The organism is Synechococcus sp. MIT S9509 (genome assembly GCF_047303035.1).
In the GTDB taxonomy this organism is placed as follows: domain Bacteria; phylum Cyanobacteriota; class Cyanobacteriia; order PCC-6307; family Cyanobiaceae; genus Synechococcus_C.
This window is the reverse complement of record NZ_CP138940.1, coordinates 1,135,878-1,150,156: the sequence shown is the minus strand read 5'-3', so window position 1 is coordinate 1,150,156 and position 14,279 is coordinate 1,135,878. Positions and strand designations below refer to the sequence as shown.

Annotated in this window: 26 protein-coding genes; 15 read left to right on the top strand and 11 right to left on the bottom strand. The window is 52.5% G+C overall.

Annotation, left to right across the window (positions count from 1 at the left end; translation table 11 throughout):
- Positions 1-35: 35 nt before the first annotated feature.
- Complete coding sequence (locus tag SIB73_RS06530) at positions 36-284, bottom strand: hypothetical protein (protein ID WP_413401946.1); 249 nt, start codon at positions 282-284, stop codon at positions 36-38.
- A 144-nt stretch (positions 285-428) separates the two neighbouring features.
- On the opposite strand from SIB73_RS06530, the gene SIB73_RS06525 reads away from it, so the two are divergent.
- From SIB73_RS06525 to SIB73_RS06510, 4 genes are all read left to right on the top strand, one after another.
- Positions 429-602, top strand: coding sequence for a conjugal transfer protein TrbI (locus tag SIB73_RS06525; RefSeq protein WP_413401948.1), 174 nt, complete (start codon positions 429-431; stop codon positions 600-602).
- A 48-nt stretch (positions 603-650) separates the two neighbouring features.
- On the top strand, positions 651-794 hold the full coding sequence (locus tag SIB73_RS06520; protein WP_066907841.1) for a chlorophyll a/b-binding protein: 144 nt from the start codon (positions 651-653) through the stop codon (positions 792-794).
- 161 nt (positions 795-955) lie between these two features.
- Complete coding sequence (locus SIB73_RS06515; protein WP_413401950.1) at positions 956-1,168, top strand: hypothetical protein; 213 nt, start codon at positions 956-958, stop codon at positions 1,166-1,168.
- 12 nt (positions 1,169-1,180) lie between these two features.
- Positions 1,181-1,363: a hypothetical protein gene (locus SIB73_RS06510; RefSeq protein WP_413401951.1), complete on the top strand. Its 183-nt coding sequence runs from the start codon at positions 1,181-1,183 to the stop codon at positions 1,361-1,363.
- Between the two features lie 23 nt (positions 1,364-1,386).
- Here the strand turns inward: SIB73_RS06510 and SIB73_RS06505 are convergent, their stop codons facing one another.
- Positions 1,387-1,557: a hypothetical protein gene (locus SIB73_RS06505; protein WP_413401953.1), complete on the bottom strand. Its 171-nt coding sequence runs from the start codon at positions 1,555-1,557 to the stop codon at positions 1,387-1,389.
- An 18-nt stretch (positions 1,558-1,575) separates the two neighbouring features.
- Between SIB73_RS06505 and SIB73_RS06500 the strand changes: the two genes are divergently transcribed.
- Entirely contained in the window at positions 1,576-1,794 is a 219-nt protein-coding gene (locus SIB73_RS06500) for a hypothetical protein (RefSeq protein ID WP_413401955.1), read from the top strand.
- Positions 1,795-1,906: 112 nt separating this feature from the next.
- On the opposite strand, the gene SIB73_RS06495 is transcribed toward SIB73_RS06500, so the two are convergent.
- Entirely contained in the window at positions 1,907-2,488 is a 582-nt protein-coding gene (locus tag SIB73_RS06495; RefSeq protein ID WP_413401957.1) for a ferritin, read from the bottom strand.
- A 227-nt stretch (positions 2,489-2,715) separates the two neighbouring features.
- Here SIB73_RS06495 and SIB73_RS06490 point away from each other — a divergent pair, with 227 nt between their 5' ends.
- From SIB73_RS06490 to SIB73_RS06480, 3 genes are read left to right on the top strand one after another with little or no spacing between them, the layout of a single operon-like run.
- Positions 2,716-2,958, top strand: a complete 243-nt coding sequence (locus SIB73_RS06490; protein ID WP_413401959.1) for a hypothetical protein — start codon at positions 2,716-2,718, stop codon at positions 2,956-2,958.
- Between the two features lie 12 nt (positions 2,959-2,970).
- Complete coding sequence (locus tag SIB73_RS06485) at positions 2,971-3,225, top strand: TIGR03643 family protein (RefSeq protein ID WP_413401961.1); 255 nt, start codon at positions 2,971-2,973, stop codon at positions 3,223-3,225.
- Position 3,226: 1 nt separating this feature from the next.
- Entirely contained in the window at positions 3,227-4,063 is an 837-nt protein-coding gene (locus SIB73_RS06480) for an SDR family NAD(P)-dependent oxidoreductase (protein WP_413401963.1), read from the top strand.
- On the opposite strand, the gene SIB73_RS06475 is transcribed toward SIB73_RS06480, so the two are convergent.
- Complete coding sequence (locus SIB73_RS06475; RefSeq protein WP_413439758.1) at positions 4,053-4,904, bottom strand: NAD-dependent epimerase/dehydratase family protein; 852 nt, start codon at positions 4,902-4,904, stop codon at positions 4,053-4,055. The genes SIB73_RS06480 and SIB73_RS06475 overlap by 11 nt on opposite strands.
- Before the next feature lie 110 nt (positions 4,905-5,014).
- Here SIB73_RS06475 and SIB73_RS06470 point away from each other — a divergent pair, with 110 nt between their 5' ends.
- A complete protein-coding gene (locus tag SIB73_RS06470) occupies positions 5,015-5,221 on the top strand; it encodes a hypothetical protein (protein WP_413439757.1) in 207 nt (68 codons plus the stop codon).
- Positions 5,218-5,565, top strand: a complete 348-nt coding sequence (locus SIB73_RS06465) for a hypothetical protein (protein ID WP_413401968.1) — start codon at positions 5,218-5,220, stop codon at positions 5,563-5,565. The genes SIB73_RS06470 and SIB73_RS06465 overlap by 4 nt, the downstream gene beginning before the upstream one ends.
- Positions 5,566-5,584: 19 nt before the next feature.
- Here SIB73_RS06465 and SIB73_RS06460 read toward each other — a convergent pair whose 3' ends face one another.
- A complete protein-coding gene (locus SIB73_RS06460; RefSeq protein ID WP_413401970.1) occupies positions 5,585-5,992 on the bottom strand; it encodes a YccF domain-containing protein in 408 nt (135 codons plus the stop codon).
- A 96-nt stretch (positions 5,993-6,088) separates the two neighbouring features.
- On the opposite strand from SIB73_RS06460, the gene SIB73_RS06455 reads away from it, so the two are divergent.
- Both SIB73_RS06455 and SIB73_RS06450 read left to right on the top strand, forming a co-directional pair.
- A complete protein-coding gene (locus SIB73_RS06455; protein WP_413401971.1) occupies positions 6,089-6,316 on the top strand; it encodes a Nif11-like leader peptide family natural product precursor in 228 nt (75 codons plus the stop codon).
- 112 nt (positions 6,317-6,428) lie between these two features.
- Positions 6,429-6,599 (top strand): hypothetical protein, encoded by a 171-nt coding sequence (locus tag SIB73_RS06450; protein WP_413401972.1) that lies wholly within the window; start codon positions 6,429-6,431, stop codon positions 6,597-6,599.
- A gap of 267 nt (positions 6,600-6,866) precedes the next feature.
- On the opposite strand, the gene SIB73_RS06445 is transcribed toward SIB73_RS06450, so the two are convergent.
- The 3 genes from SIB73_RS06445 to SIB73_RS06435 all read right to left on the bottom strand — a co-directional run bounded on the left by SIB73_RS06445 (position 6,867) and on the right by SIB73_RS06435 (position 8,614).
- Positions 6,867-7,070: a hypothetical protein gene (locus SIB73_RS06445; RefSeq protein WP_413401974.1), complete on the bottom strand. Its 204-nt coding sequence runs from the start codon at positions 7,068-7,070 to the stop codon at positions 6,867-6,869.
- A 47-nt stretch (positions 7,071-7,117) separates the two neighbouring features.
- Positions 7,118-7,579 (bottom strand): DUF805 domain-containing protein, encoded by a 462-nt coding sequence (locus SIB73_RS06440; protein ID WP_413439756.1) that lies wholly within the window; start codon positions 7,577-7,579, stop codon positions 7,118-7,120.
- A 555-nt stretch (positions 7,580-8,134) separates the two neighbouring features.
- On the bottom strand, positions 8,135-8,614 hold the full coding sequence (locus tag SIB73_RS06435; protein ID WP_413401979.1) for a hypothetical protein: 480 nt from the start codon (positions 8,612-8,614) through the stop codon (positions 8,135-8,137).
- A gap of 340 nt (positions 8,615-8,954) precedes the next feature.
- Between SIB73_RS06435 and SIB73_RS06430 the strand changes: the two genes are divergently transcribed.
- The gene (locus tag SIB73_RS06430) at positions 8,955-9,218 is read left to right on the top strand and encodes a hypothetical protein (RefSeq protein ID WP_413401981.1); all 264 of its coding nucleotides are present in this window, start codon (positions 8,955-8,957) and stop codon (positions 9,216-9,218) included.
- 785 nt (positions 9,219-10,003) lie between these two features.
- Positions 10,004-10,777, top strand: a complete 774-nt coding sequence (locus SIB73_RS06425) for a DUF3598 family protein (protein ID WP_413401983.1) — start codon at positions 10,004-10,006, stop codon at positions 10,775-10,777.
- Between the two features lie 87 nt (positions 10,778-10,864).
- On the opposite strand, the gene SIB73_RS06420 is transcribed toward SIB73_RS06425, so the two are convergent.
- Positions 10,865-11,602 carry an MIP/aquaporin family protein gene (locus tag SIB73_RS06420; protein WP_413401984.1) on the bottom strand — a complete coding sequence of 246 codons (738 nt, stop codon included), beginning with the start codon at positions 11,600-11,602 and terminating at the stop codon, positions 10,865-10,867.
- A 283-nt stretch (positions 11,603-11,885) separates the two neighbouring features.
- Positions 11,886-12,518 carry a hypothetical protein gene (locus SIB73_RS06415; protein ID WP_413401986.1) on the bottom strand — a complete coding sequence of 211 codons (633 nt, stop codon included), beginning with the start codon at positions 12,516-12,518 and terminating at the stop codon, positions 11,886-11,888.
- Positions 12,519-12,896: 378 nt separating this feature from the next.
- On the opposite strand from SIB73_RS06415, the gene SIB73_RS06410 reads away from it, so the two are divergent.
- Positions 12,897-13,790 carry an EamA family transporter gene (locus tag SIB73_RS06410; RefSeq protein WP_413401988.1) on the top strand — a complete coding sequence of 298 codons (894 nt, stop codon included), beginning with the start codon at positions 12,897-12,899 and terminating at the stop codon, positions 13,788-13,790.
- A gap of 162 nt (positions 13,791-13,952) precedes the next feature.
- Here the strand turns inward: SIB73_RS06410 and SIB73_RS06405 are convergent, their stop codons facing one another.
- The gene (locus SIB73_RS06405; RefSeq protein WP_413439755.1) at positions 13,953-14,273 is read right to left on the bottom strand and encodes a hypothetical protein; all 321 of its coding nucleotides are present in this window, start codon (positions 14,271-14,273) and stop codon (positions 13,953-13,955) included.
- Positions 14,274-14,279 lie beyond the last annotated feature (6 nt).

The window sequence follows — 14,279 nt, the reverse complement described above, 5'->3', positions numbered from 1 at the left end:
GATGCCGGGGCAGCTCTGATCCTCTTTGATCAGGTTCAGTCCCTGATCGGGCAGGCGCAGGCATCCATCTGCAGCTCGCGGGTGACGGCCGCAACGCCTTCCATGTCGCGGAAGGCGCGGTACATGGCCAGCTGCTTGTTCAGGTCCTGGCAACGGTTGCTGTTGGCTTTCATGGTTCCAACTCCAACGGTGTGGATACATTCATGCTGGCCGGCCGTTATCGGGCTGTCGGTGCCATTGGCTACGGATAACCGATTGATGTGCGGAGCTGGCCTGATCCGCATGATTCAGCTGAAAAAAAGCTGTGAATCTGCTCCCGAGCCGTTCACCTGGAAAGATCCTGAAACCGTACCTCCGAGGTCGGCTGTCCCCTCTGCACCGTGGGGAGCGGCAGCCATAGACCGAAAAGGTCCCCAGCGGAGACATTCATGACAGCAGTTCTCCATCAGTGCGCATGCCCCGACTGCGCCTGTGCCGTCGAGCCGGCCACATCCTTTCACCGGGGCACTCTTCTCTTCTGTTCGCAGGCCTGCGCCAACGGACACATCAACAGGGAGCCGTGCCATGGCCGTGAGCCCTGTGGTTGCAACTGCGCCGGCTGATCTGCTTCTCCATTCACTTCCGCATCCGAAACCATCGCACCTGAAACCATGACTGACACCACTCAACGCCGCTTCGGCTTCGTCAACTTCGCTGAAACCTGGAATGGCCGCCTGGCCATGCTCGGTTTCGTGATCGGCCTGGGCACTGAACTGCTCACCGGTCAGGGCATCCTCAATCAGCTCGGTTTCTGATCGTTGCCCTCATTCAAACTGGTTGGCTTATCAAGCTCCGGGTCTGACCGCGTGTTCGGCCCGGGGCGGATTTCACCGTCACGATTGACTCTGGCCGTGGCGAACGTAGGTGTACTGCCACTCAATGCCTCGCTATGTGAGGCTTTTGCCGTCCCTGCACCATGACCAATCATCGTCTGTCGGTTGAGCAGAAATTCAACCTTGAATCAGCGTTTCGTGAGATCGATGCCTGCCAGGACATCGAACAGTTGCGTCAGCTCACGAAGCAGATCATCACTGCGCAGGAAAACGAAAAGGCCTTCGCCCGCGAGGCGATTGTGCAGATCAGGCGCGAGTTCGAGGCCAGCGCTGCCCGCCGTTTCGGATTCGCCTAGGCAGGGATTCAGATGTTCTCACCACTTCAAACCGTCAACCGGTACCTGGTGCGCTACCGGGATCGCACCGGAGCATTCCGAGAAGGTTGTGTCTACGCCTCCGATGTCATGGAAGCCAGAGATCTGGCTCAGGAATTCACTGCTGAACTCCAGCAGCGCCCGAATCTGATCCGGGCAATCCTCAGGGTCTCCTGAGATCCTGTGGCGCCGAATATTGATCAGCCTGCCTGCTGCTGCTGAAGCGCCTTCAGGTCCAGGTTCAGCTGTGCATTTAGTTTCTCGAGGTGGCAGATCTCATGCTCGAGCACCTGCATGTACCTGGCGATGGATGGGTCGGTGCCACGCAGGTTTCTGCGCGCCTGCTTCTGCAGTTCCTTGTCAACGTTCATCCAACCTGCAGCCGCTGAGTGAAACCCTACGGAGCTCGCCCCTGGCGTTGTGGGCTGTGGATTCCGGGCCGGTTTGGCTTAGATGGAGACCCTCGTCAGCTTGGTGTGACTCTCGGGAGATTTCTGGCCCTGTTCGCTGCGGGCCTCATCGTTGCTGTCTGGCTGCAGTGGTCTTGGGTTTACTGGTTGCTCGCTGCGGCTGCCCTCTGGGCGTTGTTCAAGCTGTTCAGATCCTGAGTGGCTGTCTCGTTGGCTTGCAGGAGTTCGCCCCAGCAAAAACCCCGCTCGTGGCGGGGCTGTTGGGTTCAGCTAGCAGATTGTGCTTTGAGCTGAATGAACGGAGGGCTGATCAGCCTTCGAGCTTGGCGGGCTCGGCTTCGTCTTCCCTGAGTTCAGCGTCGATGATCATCACGGCAGCAGGGTTGCCTGCAGCGAACTTGACTCGACCCAGCAGATAAGCGGCCTCGTGCTCAGAGAGACGCTGGCCGTCAACGATGGGATCAAGGAAGACGGTTGTGCGGCGATCAATGTCCTTTTCTGCAGTGTCATAAAGCTGCAGCACGGAGGCGGTGACATCAGCTTCCATGCGGAAGACGTTGGCGATCACCTGCTCCACGCCAGTCCACTGCTGACGCGGTGGCTCGATGGTGTCGAGCACAGGGCGTTGACCTCTGCTGATCAGATAGTCGGCGAATTTGGCGGCATGCTCCTGTTCCTGTTTGGCCTCATCACGCAGGTGCTCGGCAAAGCCGGTCAGCTCGCGTTCAGCGAACCAGATGGCAGCAGCGAAATAGTCAGCAGCTGACTGACGCTCAAGGTTGAGATGGGCTTCCATCAGATCGAGCAGTTCAGCGGACATGGGCTCGGCCATGGCGCGGCCTGCGGGACCGGTGGGGACAGTGATGGGGGCTTGGATTTGTGAAGCTGTCATTGCTCTTCCTCTGGGAGGGATGAATCAGTTCTACATCACAAAAGAGCGAAAGATATGCGTAAAAACCGAACATTAGCGGATCAAAATATGCTTTTGAGAATCACATTCAAAAGCTGCGAATATGTTGTTGAGAATCACAATCAGGAGTGCAAATCTGCTGCTGAGAATCAGTTTCATTGCTCTGCTCGGATGCCCCTGAAGCGTCCGTCCGGACGTGTCTGCGGTTAATGTTGCGCAATGTAAAGAGCGTGGGTCCGGTGGGTCCACGCAACACGACCAACCTCATGACCTACCCCTTCGGCGCTGCAAAAACCGAGCTGGAAAAAGCCTTCGCACTGCCTTCTCTCGCACTGCCTTCTCTCGCACTGCCTTCTCTGCAACGGCCGTCCGCGACTGATCCCGCCTCTGATCCACGCGAGATCACGGAGACCGACAGGGCTGTGGCTTTGTTCGAGCATCCCGATCACTGATTCCGCCAGCCAATGAACTGCGACCTGCCGGACCGCCTCACCTCCCAGGAGATTGACCGCGTGATCGAGATGGCCTGGGAGGATCGCACCACATTCGAGGCGATCGAATTCCAGTTCGGGCTCTCGGAGGCCGAGGTGATCGCTCTGATGCGCTCCGAGCTCAGATCAGGTTCCTTTCGTGCCTGGAGGAAGCGGGTCAGTGGCCGGCGCACCAAACATGGCAGCACCAGCCGGTCCGACCGCTTCCGGGCGGCCTGCCACAAGTGAGATGACGGCCTCGCAATCCCGTTCCAGGCGCAGTGTGCTGATCACCGGGGCCTCCAGTGGTATCGGCCTGGCGACAGCTCACCGGTTGCTTGACAACGGCTGGCATGTGTTCGCTGCGGCCCGCCGGCTGGAAGCGATGGAGCCCCTGCGTCGTCGCGGAGCTGAGGTTCTGTCTCTTGATCTCGCTGACCAGGCATCCTGCCGGCAGCTGTCTGACACCGTCAGCGGCGCAATCGGTGCCTTGGATGCTCTGGTGAATAACGCCGGTTACGGGGAAACGGGACCGGTGGAGACCATGCCCATCGAGCGGGCCAGGGCGATGTTCGAAGTGAATCTGTTCGGGCTGATCGGCCTCACGCAGATGCTGATGCCGCCCATGCGTGAACGTCGACGCGGCCGCATCGTGAATCTCTCATCGATTGCCGGCCGTTTTGTCACGCCCGGGGCCGGCTGGTATGGAGCCAGTAAGCATGCGCTCGAGGGCATCAGTGATGCTCTGCGTCTCGAGCTGCACGGTTTCGGCGTGCAGGTGGTGTTGGTGGAGCCAGGCCTGATCCGCACTGGTTTTGAAACCGTGAGTGCGGTCTCCCTGCAGAGGCATGCGGCTGATCCGGTCTGGGGGCGGATGATGCATCGGGTTGCAGCAAGCTGGGCCGAGGGCTTTCGTCATGCTTCCTCTCCTGATCTGGTCGCCCGCACCATCGTCTCGGCGCTGGAGACGTCCCGTCCCAGGCCGCGCTACCGATGCGGCAGTCAGTCTGAAGTGCAGCTGTTGCAGCCCTTGATCCCGACCCGTCTCTGGGATTCGCTGGTGCGCCGGCGCATGCTCAGGCAGTGACTGGCTCCAGCATCGACGGTGACAACAGCCTGAAGCCGGCATCCTTGATCTTCCGGTTGGAGACGCGGGCATTCATGCTGCGCCCCGTCGCTGAGCTGGTGTGGCTCCAGAGCACGGGAGGGAGACCTTCCTGATCGCAGATCAGGGTCGACAGCTCCCGCCGGCTGAGCTGCATGTCGTCAACCAGGTTGTAGATGCCTGAGAGTTTGTTGTCGAAGGCGAACTGCACGCCCCTGGCGATGTCGACAAGACTGCTCCAGGCATTGATGGCGTTGCCATCCTTGGGCACCTGCTGGCCTGCGGCTTCACGGATCATCCCCACCATGTCGCGTCCTGGCCCATAGATTCCGCCGAGTCTGAGCACACAGATTGAGGTGTCGGGGCGATCAATGTCGAGCATCAGCTCCTCAGCTGCAGCGAGCATGCTGTTGACCGGAGAGTCGCAGTCCAGCGCTGAGTGCTCCCACACTTCGTCTCCTTGCTGGTCTCCGTACACGCTGACGCTGCTGATGTAGGTGATGTGCAGTGGTTGTGTGCTCGTCCTGCGTCGCAGTGCACCGGCCAGATTGCGCATGCCGCGCACGAAAACATCGCTGTAACCATCGTTCTGCCTGGTTGGCGCCACGCTGATCAGCAGGCCCTGCAGATCGGCGAGAAAGGAAAGATCCGGATCTGGGTCGGTGATGTCCAGCTGGCGTACGTCATCCATCAGCTGCTGCAGTTCGCGCACGTTTTCCACTGAGCGCGTCGTGGCGGTGACGGGTTGACCGGACCTTTTCATGCGCATGGCCACACCGGTGCCGACGTAGCCACTGCCGATTACTCCGTATCCGAGAGCCATGTTTGCTGTTCGTGTCAATCCCTTTTAACGGATCTTGACCTGTCACCGTTGCAGCGACCCCGACCGTCGTCCCGTCTTTTCTCTGCGGGGTTGCTGATGGTGCGGTATCCATGATTGGCTGCCCTGATTGTGATCTGCCATCAATGGATGAGGAGAACCTGATGCAGCTGGAGCGCCTGCGAACCGTTCTGGAGGTGGCCAGGCGCAATGGCAATCAGCTGTTCATCGACAACATCGAGCGTGAAATCGCAGCCCTGGAACGGGGTGATTGCTCACCGATCGTTGAGGAATACCTCACCGAAGAGGAACGTTCTTGAGCTGCAGCACTGCTCCATCACCTCCGTGGTTCCCGTGGTTCGCAAGCGCGGCACTGCTGCTGTTGTTCATGTCCCCATGCCGCGCCGGTCTCAACCGCTACACCGAGCTCGACCGGGTCAGCGGCTGGCGTATCGAGCGGAAGCAGGGAGCTGACGGGGCGTTGAGCTGCAGGGCGTTCCTGCCTTCAGGCGCGTCATGGTTCAGCGGCAACATTCATCTTGATCTGAATGGAGAGCTTGTGGTGCCTTCGGGCCGCAGCTTCAAGGGGGGGCAACAGGAGCTTGAGGCGGTTCGTGACGCACTCCAACGCTGCAGCCGTGATGTTCTCTATCTGCCCCTCTGAAACAGGCTGACAGGAACGGTCAGACCCTTTGCACCGGCACAACGGTCATCCCCACAGGAGCCAGTGCGATCAGGGCCAGCTTGATGTGCTGGATGCCGAAGGGGATGCCGATGATGGTCACGAAGCAGGCCAGGGCGGAGCCCAGATGGCCGATCGCCAGCCACCATCCGGCCACCAGGAACCAGAGCACGTTGCCGATCAAGCCCAGGGATCCTGTTCCCAGGTCATCACGACCCTTCAGATCCCTGCGGTTCACGGCTTCTCTTCCGAAGGGCCACAGCGAAAATCGCCCGATCACGAAGCAGGAACGAGCCCAGGGCAGACCCACGACTGTGATCGCGCAGATCAGTCCGGCCAGCCACCAGCCCAGGGCCATCATCAGACCGCCGAGCACCACCCAGAGAACGTTGAGCAGAGAACTCAGCATGGGACACGCCTCGAGCATCGCGATCTCCGTAAAGCATGGCCTGTTTTCACGCATGCGCCCGGGATCGTGTTCAATTGCACCAGCGCATCAGCAGCGATGACCGCACAACCGGTGCAGCAGTTCCTCGAGCATCTGGGCCGTGATCCGATCCTGCAGGTGAAGGTTCAGGCGGCGGTCACGGCGGACGAGGTGGCCCAGCTTGCCCAGGATCTGGGTTATGCCGTTTCAGGCAGCGATCTGCTGATGTTGTCCGGCCGGAGCACGGCAGGCGTGCGTGTCACACGGGTGGATCACCCCGGCGAATATCCAGGTCGCTACTACTGAATGCAGCTGTTCTCACTCCTGTGCATTTGGTCACAGTCGCTTGTGCAGGCCACTGGCACTCTCAGCTGAGTCTGAGATTTCAAGTGGCCGGAACGGTGATCACCCACAAGCCTTGAAGCCGACGAAAGAGCAAAGGTGGAATCCGCTGATTGGTCTGTTCGTCAGCGGCGTCATCGCCTGCCTGCTGATGGCGACCATCGGCCCCAACCCTCTGCTGGTGGCTTATCTGTTGTTTGCACTGCTGATCTGGGTGCTGTTGTCGACCGGCGTGCTTGATCAGTGATCGACTCAGCAGGCGGTGAGCGCCATTACCTCGGCCGGGTCATTGAGGTGATTCGTTAAGTCATTCGGGTGTTTCGCAAAACCAGATGGATCTGCGTCAACGTGGACTTACCCGACGCTGCATTCCGCAATACGCCGCCGGGCTCGTCACGTGCGATCGCCCACCTCTGAACGGTCGCCCGGAGATCATGGCGACCAGCCAGCAAGTGTCGCTGCATCACTTGAACCCTATCGCCTTACAAATGCACTGCAGCACCTCAAGCGGTGGTCACCTGATGACGTAATTCATCGGATCGTCTCCCTTGAAGCTGCTGCATGGCGTCTGTGCGCGCCCGCCGGGAAGCATGGCCTCCGGAATCAGCCCATCCCTGAACCCCTGGCAGAGCTCAGCCGGTGGTCTGCTGTCCACCCAGTCCTGGAAGTCGAAATCACTCCACGCCAGCAGTTGTGCGATCAACAGAACTTCCTGCATGACAACTCCCTTTGTCTTCAGTGCTAGCCAGTCGCTCCGATCGCGTCTCAGGCCTGTCGCAGGGTTGCGTGTTTTCTGCCAGGCCAGAACAGCAGTTTGAAGTTTGGATAAATCGACAGGATCCCAAGGGTGATGATCAGTGATTGAACGCCAACGAAGGGGAACACCTCGTAACCTGGCATGAGGCTGCTCAGCACTGCGATGTAGAGCCAGTGTTTCTTCAGACGTGGTCCCAGATCCCTCCAGCGTCTCCAGATGATCGGCAGGAACAGAAAAACGTTGAGAAGTTCACCAAGCAGCCACACTCTGACCGCGTGATCCGTTGCCCACTGTGTGATTGCTTCTGATAAATCGTCGTAAGAGCTGCTGAAATAACTTCGAAAAATCAAGGCAATGATCACAAAGAAAATCAGGCCTGCGATCAACGTTCTGAAGATGAGGCTTCCCCAGTAATCCAGTCGGCCCATCTCTCCTTCGAAAGAGAAGAACGAGGGCTTGTCCTTGGCCATATCCATCGGGCTCCAGATGTTTGAACGCTACCTCGATTGATGATCAACAGTTGATGGTGCCCTTGCATGTTTCTGCGCTCGAGGCTTCTTTCAGCCCTGATTCAATACAGGGTCCACTGGTCAGCAGAGGACTGTTTGAAGCGAAAGCCCCACTCAGAAGAGCAGGGCTTTGTGGTGTGAGGGTCAGGTTTCCAGCGGCAACAACACTTACCGGCAACCACAGCCGAGACCATCGGCACAGGGTTCACAGCAGAAGGCTTTGCCGTTGCGCATCACAGCTTTTGCAGGCTCGACTCTGCACTGACAAGCGGTGTTGCACTGGCACTTGATGAGATCTGTCGTCATGGTGACTACCGGATTGGGGCAGTTCCTTTCTATGCCTGATGAACGGGTCTCAACAGGGGGAGGACCGACCAGCGAGGTACGGTTTAACGTGCACTTATACGTAGCCGAAATGCCTGGTTTCCATGCGATGGCGAGCTGTCCTTGCTGGTCTTCGGAGTTTTGAGTGGCAGACCTGCCTGAGAAAGAGATGCGTTGAGGAGTGAACTCTTTTCAGTTGGTTTTGCCGGGGGCTTTGCAGGGAGCCCAGTAGTTGCCAACTCTGTGGATTGTTGTACAGCCCATCATCTTGGCCGACGTTCGGGCCATGTCCTCGTCGTCGTAAATGACATAGGAGTTTTTATGAGCTGCTTCATGCATGATTTCGTGCCCATGATGCATATGCGGCATTTTCATTTTGGGTCCCCAGATGTTGATGCGACTCATGCTGAGAGGACCCGCCGTTACAACCCCCATGGTGTTGTAACCAACAGAAAAAAGCCCCATTCCGATTACCGAAGCAGTTATGGCGCCCATTGATACAATTCCCAGTCCAATGATTCCCATGGGGATGATCCCGATGCAGAGCACCCCCATCGGCGCAATGCCAATGGAGATGACTCCCATGGGAGCAATTCCGACAGCAACAAGTTTGTCTTTTGAACCTCGCTTTTTTGGGGAACCTTGAGCGACCGACTCTTTTTCTGTCTCCATTGCCCTGATAAATAATCTTCAATCAGTCTGGTCATCGCATCAAATTTTTCCATCGAAGTTGATGGAATGTGATCCGAGAGAATGAGATTGTGAGTAAAAATTGCTACTTGAAAATATGGGGCCTTCTCAAAATGGTTTTTTCTTACCTCGCTTTGCACAAGCGGGGCCCATGTTTTTGAGTCTGTGTGATTCAGGTTGCCCTGTTTTCAAAAACAGCAGTTCAACAGGTGCTGTTGTTGATCAATCTGTCGATCAGCATGTACCTTAAGACACACGTGCCTCCTGAATGGCTGAATTCAAAAAGGCTTGCTATGAGGCAAATGTGTAAGTTTTTAAAAGAATGGCTCGTTGCCTGAAAGCTGTCTTGTTGTTTGCAGCTGCAACTGTATGTTCTTCCAATCTGTCAGTTTCAGCTCAGACTAAAACAATTGCAGAGTGCTCTGACGTCTTGAGTAAAAGAGGATTTGAAGTGACTCAGCAGGACACTATCAAAGACAAGCTTTTTGAGGGTGTCTATGAGTTCACTGCAATGCAGAAAAATGAAAAATGGAAGTTTAAAACGGATAAAAGTTGCAAGATTTTGTACGAACATAGGGTCTACTGACCAACATTGGCCTGCCTCAAGGAAAAGCCCCACTCAGAAGAGCAGGGCTTTGTGGTGTGAGGGTCAGGTTTCCAGCGGCAACAACACTTACCGGCAACCACAGCCGAGACCATCGGCGCAGGGTTCGCAGCAGAAGGCTTTGCCGTTACGCATCACAGCTTTTGCAGGCTCGACTCTGCACTGACAAGCGGTGTTGCACTGGCACTTGATGAGATCTGTCGTCATGGTGACTACCGGATTGGGACAGTTCCTTTCTATGCCTGATGAACAGGTCTCAACAGGGGGAGGACCGACCAGCGAGGTACGGTTTAACGTGCACTTATGCGTAGCCGGTAAAAGCCATGAAGCCCCCGCGCCTGGAACCCTTTAAAGCAGGCCGCGAGGACTGCCCGCGCCCCGTCGCAACACACCACCGGGAACTGACCAGAACACCCTGATAGAACGCCGATGCTCTGCAAATCTGTTCAATGCATTGCTGCGATTTCAGGCTGCTTGATTCGGCCGTGTCATGACGTGGTTTGTCTCACTGATAACTCTTAAGAGGTATTCAGTGCGGTGAACAGTGATGCGACGATCTGGTTTGGAAACAAAGGATCGGCTGGTGTCTGGAATGGAATTTGCTTGCAGGCTGAGTTTCTGATCCTCATCGTGCTCCAACGATGACCTACCCGGCATTTGACGCTGACATCAATTTTCTGGACTGATCAGACTGAATTGCTTGTTTTGCTTACTTGTGTCGCCGAAATCTGAAGACTATCCTTGAGTCTTCACTGCCTTGAAGTGTGATGAGTGTCGAGCTTCAACTGGCAAAACAATTTGATTATCTCTGTGAAAATTTAGGTGAGTGGAATGGGCTCTTCAGCCGCTATGACTCCAGGATGGCCGTGATTTCACAATCCTGGTCAAAGCTGGAACTCAGTCAAGCTGAAAACAAAGACTCTCTTGATTTCCGCCTGAGGCTCTGGAATGTTGAAAAGACCACCACCACTGATGACCCTGATAGAGATATCCGGCGTCAGTGGGATTCTTTTGATAGAGATTTGATTTATTTTCCGGGGGGTGCTTTCTGCGCTTCCACTGTTGAAATCAAAAAAGAGGAGACCTCTCAAGTCGAGGTTTCATTTATCAAGAATGATAAAAGACACCGTCATGTGTTTTGGTTTGATCAGGATCAGGGATTTTATCGAAGGACCCTGATCAGAGAAGTTAAAGGGAATGAGTTGACCCTGAACAATGAAGTGCTCAATACCACCCCAATGCTTGGACGTTGGAGAGGCTCTCAGGCAGTGGTTACTGATCAAAGCTGGCCCCACTCAACAATGGGTGAGATTGAGATGGAGATTGATCTTCATCTGTTGAAATCACTTATTCTGTTTCCTGATGGAGGTGCTGCGAAATTACCATCAACGGTTGATTTAGATAGAGCATTCGAAATTCAATCTTTCTGGATGTGTAACCCTCAATCGCTGCAGCGATGTCTCGTCACGTATTCTGCAGGTGGTCTGTGGCAATCAACAAGTTTCACTGCAATGGAGAAGCTGTCATCAGCACGTCATTGAGTGATTAGAGCATTATTTTGGTATAGAAATTGTTTCGATGCTTTATAAAAAGCTCTATAAGTATCCCTATTTACAACACCTTGTCTTTTAGCTCAGCAGGAATAGTTTGATGATGCATAATCCAATGAACACACCGGTCAATGGACCAATAATCGGCACCCATGAATAATTCCATTGAGAAGTGCCTTTGCCGGCAACCGGTAAGACCGTATGCGCTAGGCGTGGACCCAGGTCTCTGGCAGGATTAATGGCGTAACCAGTCGGCCCTCCCAGCGATAATCCAATCCCCCAGACAACAAAACCAAAGATATAAGGTAGTGAGCCATCTGAAAAGTTATAGGTATTTCCATATTCAGCGAGTGCGCCAGCGATCACAACAAGGGCAGTTGTTGCCAAAGCTTCCGCCAGAAAATTTGCGAATCCGTTTGCAATGGCTGGTGCTGTTGCAAAAACCGATAATTTGGCTGCTCTGTCTTCGGTTTTTTTCCAATGGGGTAAATAAATAAGCCATACAACGATTGCACCCAGAAAAGCCCCGATTAATTGAGCAATGATGATTGCTGTCACCATCCAACCAGATTCATACTTGCCAAGACCGTATTTCATTAATGTAATGACTGGATTAATATCACCACCTTTTGAACCTGAGGCCATGGAAATAAAGATTCCAATCATCACTGCAAATCCCCAACCTGCTGAAATGGCTATCCATCCAGCGTTATAGGATTTTGAGTCTTTTAATGAAGCTCCACCACATACACCACAACCAAACAAGACTAAAAAAAGCGTACCCAGCAATTCGCCTATGAAGTAGTTTTGATACATTGATCCTGCTCTCAACTAGATAATTCTATTTCAGTATTTATGGAATTGCCACTCCAATGCTATTTGCAAGCGTTGTTTGGATTGATTTTTGCAATTTTATTGATTGGGATTTGATGTTTCCGAAATCTGTTTAACTATTCATGTATACGGTTGTGTTGAGCATAGTGCTGCTGCATCAATTCTGATTTGTGATTCTTTCAAGTCATCCCATACCTGAGTTGTTCATTCATCATTTGAATCAAGTTTGCTGAATCTGATTGATCTCAGTTCACTTTTTACTGTATTAACGATCAGTGGTTTTGTTTAATAAAGGCTCTTTAGGTTTCCTGGCACGGAGCATAATAATCCACAGGGTTATCAAACTGATCGATCCTGCAGGACCGATGAACACATGCCAGATCTGATCTCCAGTGGAGCTGAGCAACCCTCCAAAAATGGTTGTCAGCACCACTCCGGAGACTGGGTAGATCCAGAGAAGTGGGTCATGAAAATGTTTCCACCATTGAGTCAGAAACAAAAGTGTAATGATTGACTGAAGCACAATGGTGATTTCTTTCCCGAAACATAAATATCCTGCAATTCCAGCCACAACAATGATGACCAACAATGTGTGGAGTCTTTTGTTATCGGTCACTGCAGCCGTCAGAAAGGCAAGGCCTCCTGCAAGCCCTGCATAGAACAGACCATTCCAGAGGCTTAAGCGATTGATGTAGATCCATCCTGTTTCCGTGTGATCCAGCATTTCTGCCAGAGCTGCAATGCTGAAACAGGTGAAACCAAGCTGCAGTAATGAGATGCCACCACTCGGTAAGATGGGGCTCAGATTAGTTTGTTTTTGTTTTATGCGATAAGCGAACCAGGCAGGTACAAGAACTGCTTGAAGATGTGCAGAGAGCAGAATGATAAAAAACGACATCTCATTGAAATGAATTAATGGCTTTTAACAGTGATTGTGGAAGTCTCTAAGAATAAATCAGGCAATAGCTAAATTCGAAGTGCTGAGTGGTTTATGGATTCAATGTCGATTGTGCCAAAAGCAGCAGCGGCTCCAGTTTCAGTATTGATTCTGTGGTGGGTGAAGTTGATCAATGATGTCTCCGTGTCTGCCTGAGTTGATTTGTTTGAATCTGTATGAATACATTGAAGCCAGGCTGATGATCAGTGTTTTGTCAGCATGAACAGATAGTGTTTTGTTCCATTCGCCCGTCAGAAACGTGTTTGCTCTCAGTGGAATCAAATCGCATGTATTAGTCTAAAATGTAGAACGGTCATTCGGTTAAGGACTGACATCCAATTGTTTTCAAGTAACAGTAGCAACAATATACAGATTGGGCTTTGGTCGGCGTTTGTTTCTTGTGTTTATCTGATTATTGCGGATTACTTGCTGAATTATTTTTCCTCGTCTTGGTTGTTGCTCACGGCGCTGATGGTACTTCCGCTGTCTATCCCGGCGCTATGGGCCAATAGGAAAAAGTATGTCCATTGGAAAAAAACGTCTTGGCTTTCGTTTGCTTTAGTTGGCATCCTCAGTGGTGCTTACAATCTTTCATTTCTCATCAGTGCTGATCAGCTTCCCATCTCTGTCGCCTCGATGTTTCTGTCAGTGGCTTCAGTTTTGGTTTTACCATTAACTTGCTTGATGGCAAACAGGTTGCCTCAAAAACTTGAAATTTTTTCAATACTTTTTGTCTTTATTGGAGTGGCATTGGTGCTTCAGTTGCAGCTCGGCAGCTATTCCTGGGTTGGTTTGATTTTTGGTTTTGCGACCACCTTTTTGTCTGCTAATGCCACCATTTACTCAAGCAAGTCTAGAAAGATTCTTCTGGCCAGTGAGGCAATGATTTCAAAACAGCTTGGAAAACTTGTATTTGCATTAATTGGTTTCACAATTTTTGTGGAACAAGACAGTAATGCAGCTGATTTGAAATTATCTCTATGGTTCTTGCTGGGATTGTATGGCGTAATTAAAATATACGACACATTTATCGCTTCACGTGCTCAATTTATGTTGCCTCCATTGGTTTTTCAAAGTCTTAGCCTTTTAAGTTTGCCAATGGTTTGTGTCGGTGAGGTGATCATTTTTAAAGGTAGTTTTACACTGCTTCAGTGGACTGGGGTGATTGCAATTATTGTTGCCGGTTTTATGGCATCGTTGTCAAAACAAACTCAGCTAGAAGCAATTCAGTAAAACCTCGAAACTGAATTCAAGATCATGACGCCCAGTTGCCTGCCCTGGATTGTTTCCGAACTAACGCCCCGAAGCCAGTTAAATGATATTCGGATGATTTTTAGTTAGTTATTTTGTTTGTTTTGTTTGTGGCAACAGGCTTGATTCCAGCAAACCTTTTAATCACTTCAAGTTGCAGGCCACTTCAGCGGTCGTTCTTGAAGCTGATCCCTTTTTTGTTGGCATCCAATCACTCTTTGTTTGATTATCTCTGATGAATCGATACGTATAATCTTTGCAATTATATTCGGCTTTGCCAACGCCGCGATTGTTGCTCAAGTCAACAGAAACGATTTCATTGTTTTTTGAGATGAGTTTCACGCGCATGCATCGTTTCTCATCACAACCTCCTTTGCACCAACCATCTTTGCAGTCATCTGCAAGAACAGTTGGAACAAAAAGAATCGAGGCTGCGAGGATCGACGGGACAAACAGAGTTCGCATATGTTG

Excerpts from the sequence above, each read along its gene's own strand:
- SIB73_RS06530 (WP_413401946.1), bottom strand. The coding sequence starts at position 284 with ATGCGGATCAGGCCAGCTCCGCACATCAATCGGTTATCCGTAGCCAAT.
- SIB73_RS06525 (WP_413401948.1), top strand. The coding sequence starts at position 429 with ATGACAGCAGTTCTCCATCAGTGCGCATGCCCCGACTGCGCCTGTGCC.
- SIB73_RS06520 (WP_066907841.1), top strand. The coding sequence starts at position 651 with ATGACTGACACCACTCAACGCCGCTTCGGCTTCGTCAACTTCGCTGAA.
- SIB73_RS06515 (WP_413401950.1), top strand. The coding sequence starts at position 956 with ATGACCAATCATCGTCTGTCGGTTGAGCAGAAATTCAACCTTGAATCA.
- SIB73_RS06510 (WP_413401951.1), top strand. The coding sequence starts at position 1,181 with ATGTTCTCACCACTTCAAACCGTCAACCGGTACCTGGTGCGCTACCGG.
- SIB73_RS06505 (WP_413401953.1), bottom strand. The coding sequence starts at position 1,557 with ATGAACGTTGACAAGGAACTGCAGAAGCAGGCGCGCAGAAACCTGCGT.
- SIB73_RS06495 (WP_413401957.1), bottom strand. The coding sequence starts at position 2,488 with ATGACAGCTTCACAAATCCAAGCCCCCATCACTGTCCCCACCGGTCCC.
- SIB73_RS06490 (WP_413401959.1), top strand. The coding sequence starts at position 2,716 with ATGTTGCGCAATGTAAAGAGCGTGGGTCCGGTGGGTCCACGCAACACG.
- SIB73_RS06485 (WP_413401961.1), top strand. The coding sequence starts at position 2,971 with ATGAACTGCGACCTGCCGGACCGCCTCACCTCCCAGGAGATTGACCGC.
- SIB73_RS06480 (WP_413401963.1), top strand. The coding sequence starts at position 3,227 with ATGACGGCCTCGCAATCCCGTTCCAGGCGCAGTGTGCTGATCACCGGG.
- SIB73_RS06475 (WP_413439758.1), bottom strand. The coding sequence starts at position 4,904 with ATGGCTCTCGGATACGGAGTAATCGGCAGTGGCTACGTCGGCACCGGT.
- SIB73_RS06470 (WP_413439757.1), top strand. The coding sequence starts at position 5,015 with ATGATTGGCTGCCCTGATTGTGATCTGCCATCAATGGATGAGGAGAAC.
- SIB73_RS06460 (WP_413401970.1), bottom strand. The coding sequence starts at position 5,992 with ATGCTGAGTTCTCTGCTCAACGTTCTCTGGGTGGTGCTCGGCGGTCTG.
- SIB73_RS06455 (WP_413401971.1), top strand. The coding sequence starts at position 6,089 with ATGACCGCACAACCGGTGCAGCAGTTCCTCGAGCATCTGGGCCGTGAT.
- SIB73_RS06445 (WP_413401974.1), bottom strand. The coding sequence starts at position 7,070 with ATGCAGGAAGTTCTGTTGATCGCACAACTGCTGGCGTGGAGTGATTTC.
- SIB73_RS06440 (WP_413439756.1), bottom strand. The coding sequence starts at position 7,579 with ATGGCCAAGGACAAGCCCTCGTTCTTCTCTTTCGAAGGAGAGATGGGC.
- SIB73_RS06435 (WP_413401979.1), bottom strand. The coding sequence starts at position 8,614 with ATGGAGACAGAAAAAGAGTCGGTCGCTCAAGGTTCCCCAAAAAAGCGA.
- SIB73_RS06430 (WP_413401981.1), top strand. The coding sequence starts at position 8,955 with ATGGCTCGTTGCCTGAAAGCTGTCTTGTTGTTTGCAGCTGCAACTGTA.
- SIB73_RS06425 (WP_413401983.1), top strand. The coding sequence starts at position 10,004 with ATGAGTGTCGAGCTTCAACTGGCAAAACAATTTGATTATCTCTGTGAA.
- SIB73_RS06420 (WP_413401984.1), bottom strand. The coding sequence starts at position 11,602 with ATGTATCAAAACTACTTCATAGGCGAATTGCTGGGTACGCTTTTTTTA.
- SIB73_RS06415 (WP_413401986.1), bottom strand. The coding sequence starts at position 12,518 with ATGTCGTTTTTTATCATTCTGCTCTCTGCACATCTTCAAGCAGTTCTT.
- SIB73_RS06405 (WP_413439755.1), bottom strand. The coding sequence starts at position 14,273 with ATGCGAACTCTGTTTGTCCCGTCGATCCTCGCAGCCTCGATTCTTTTT.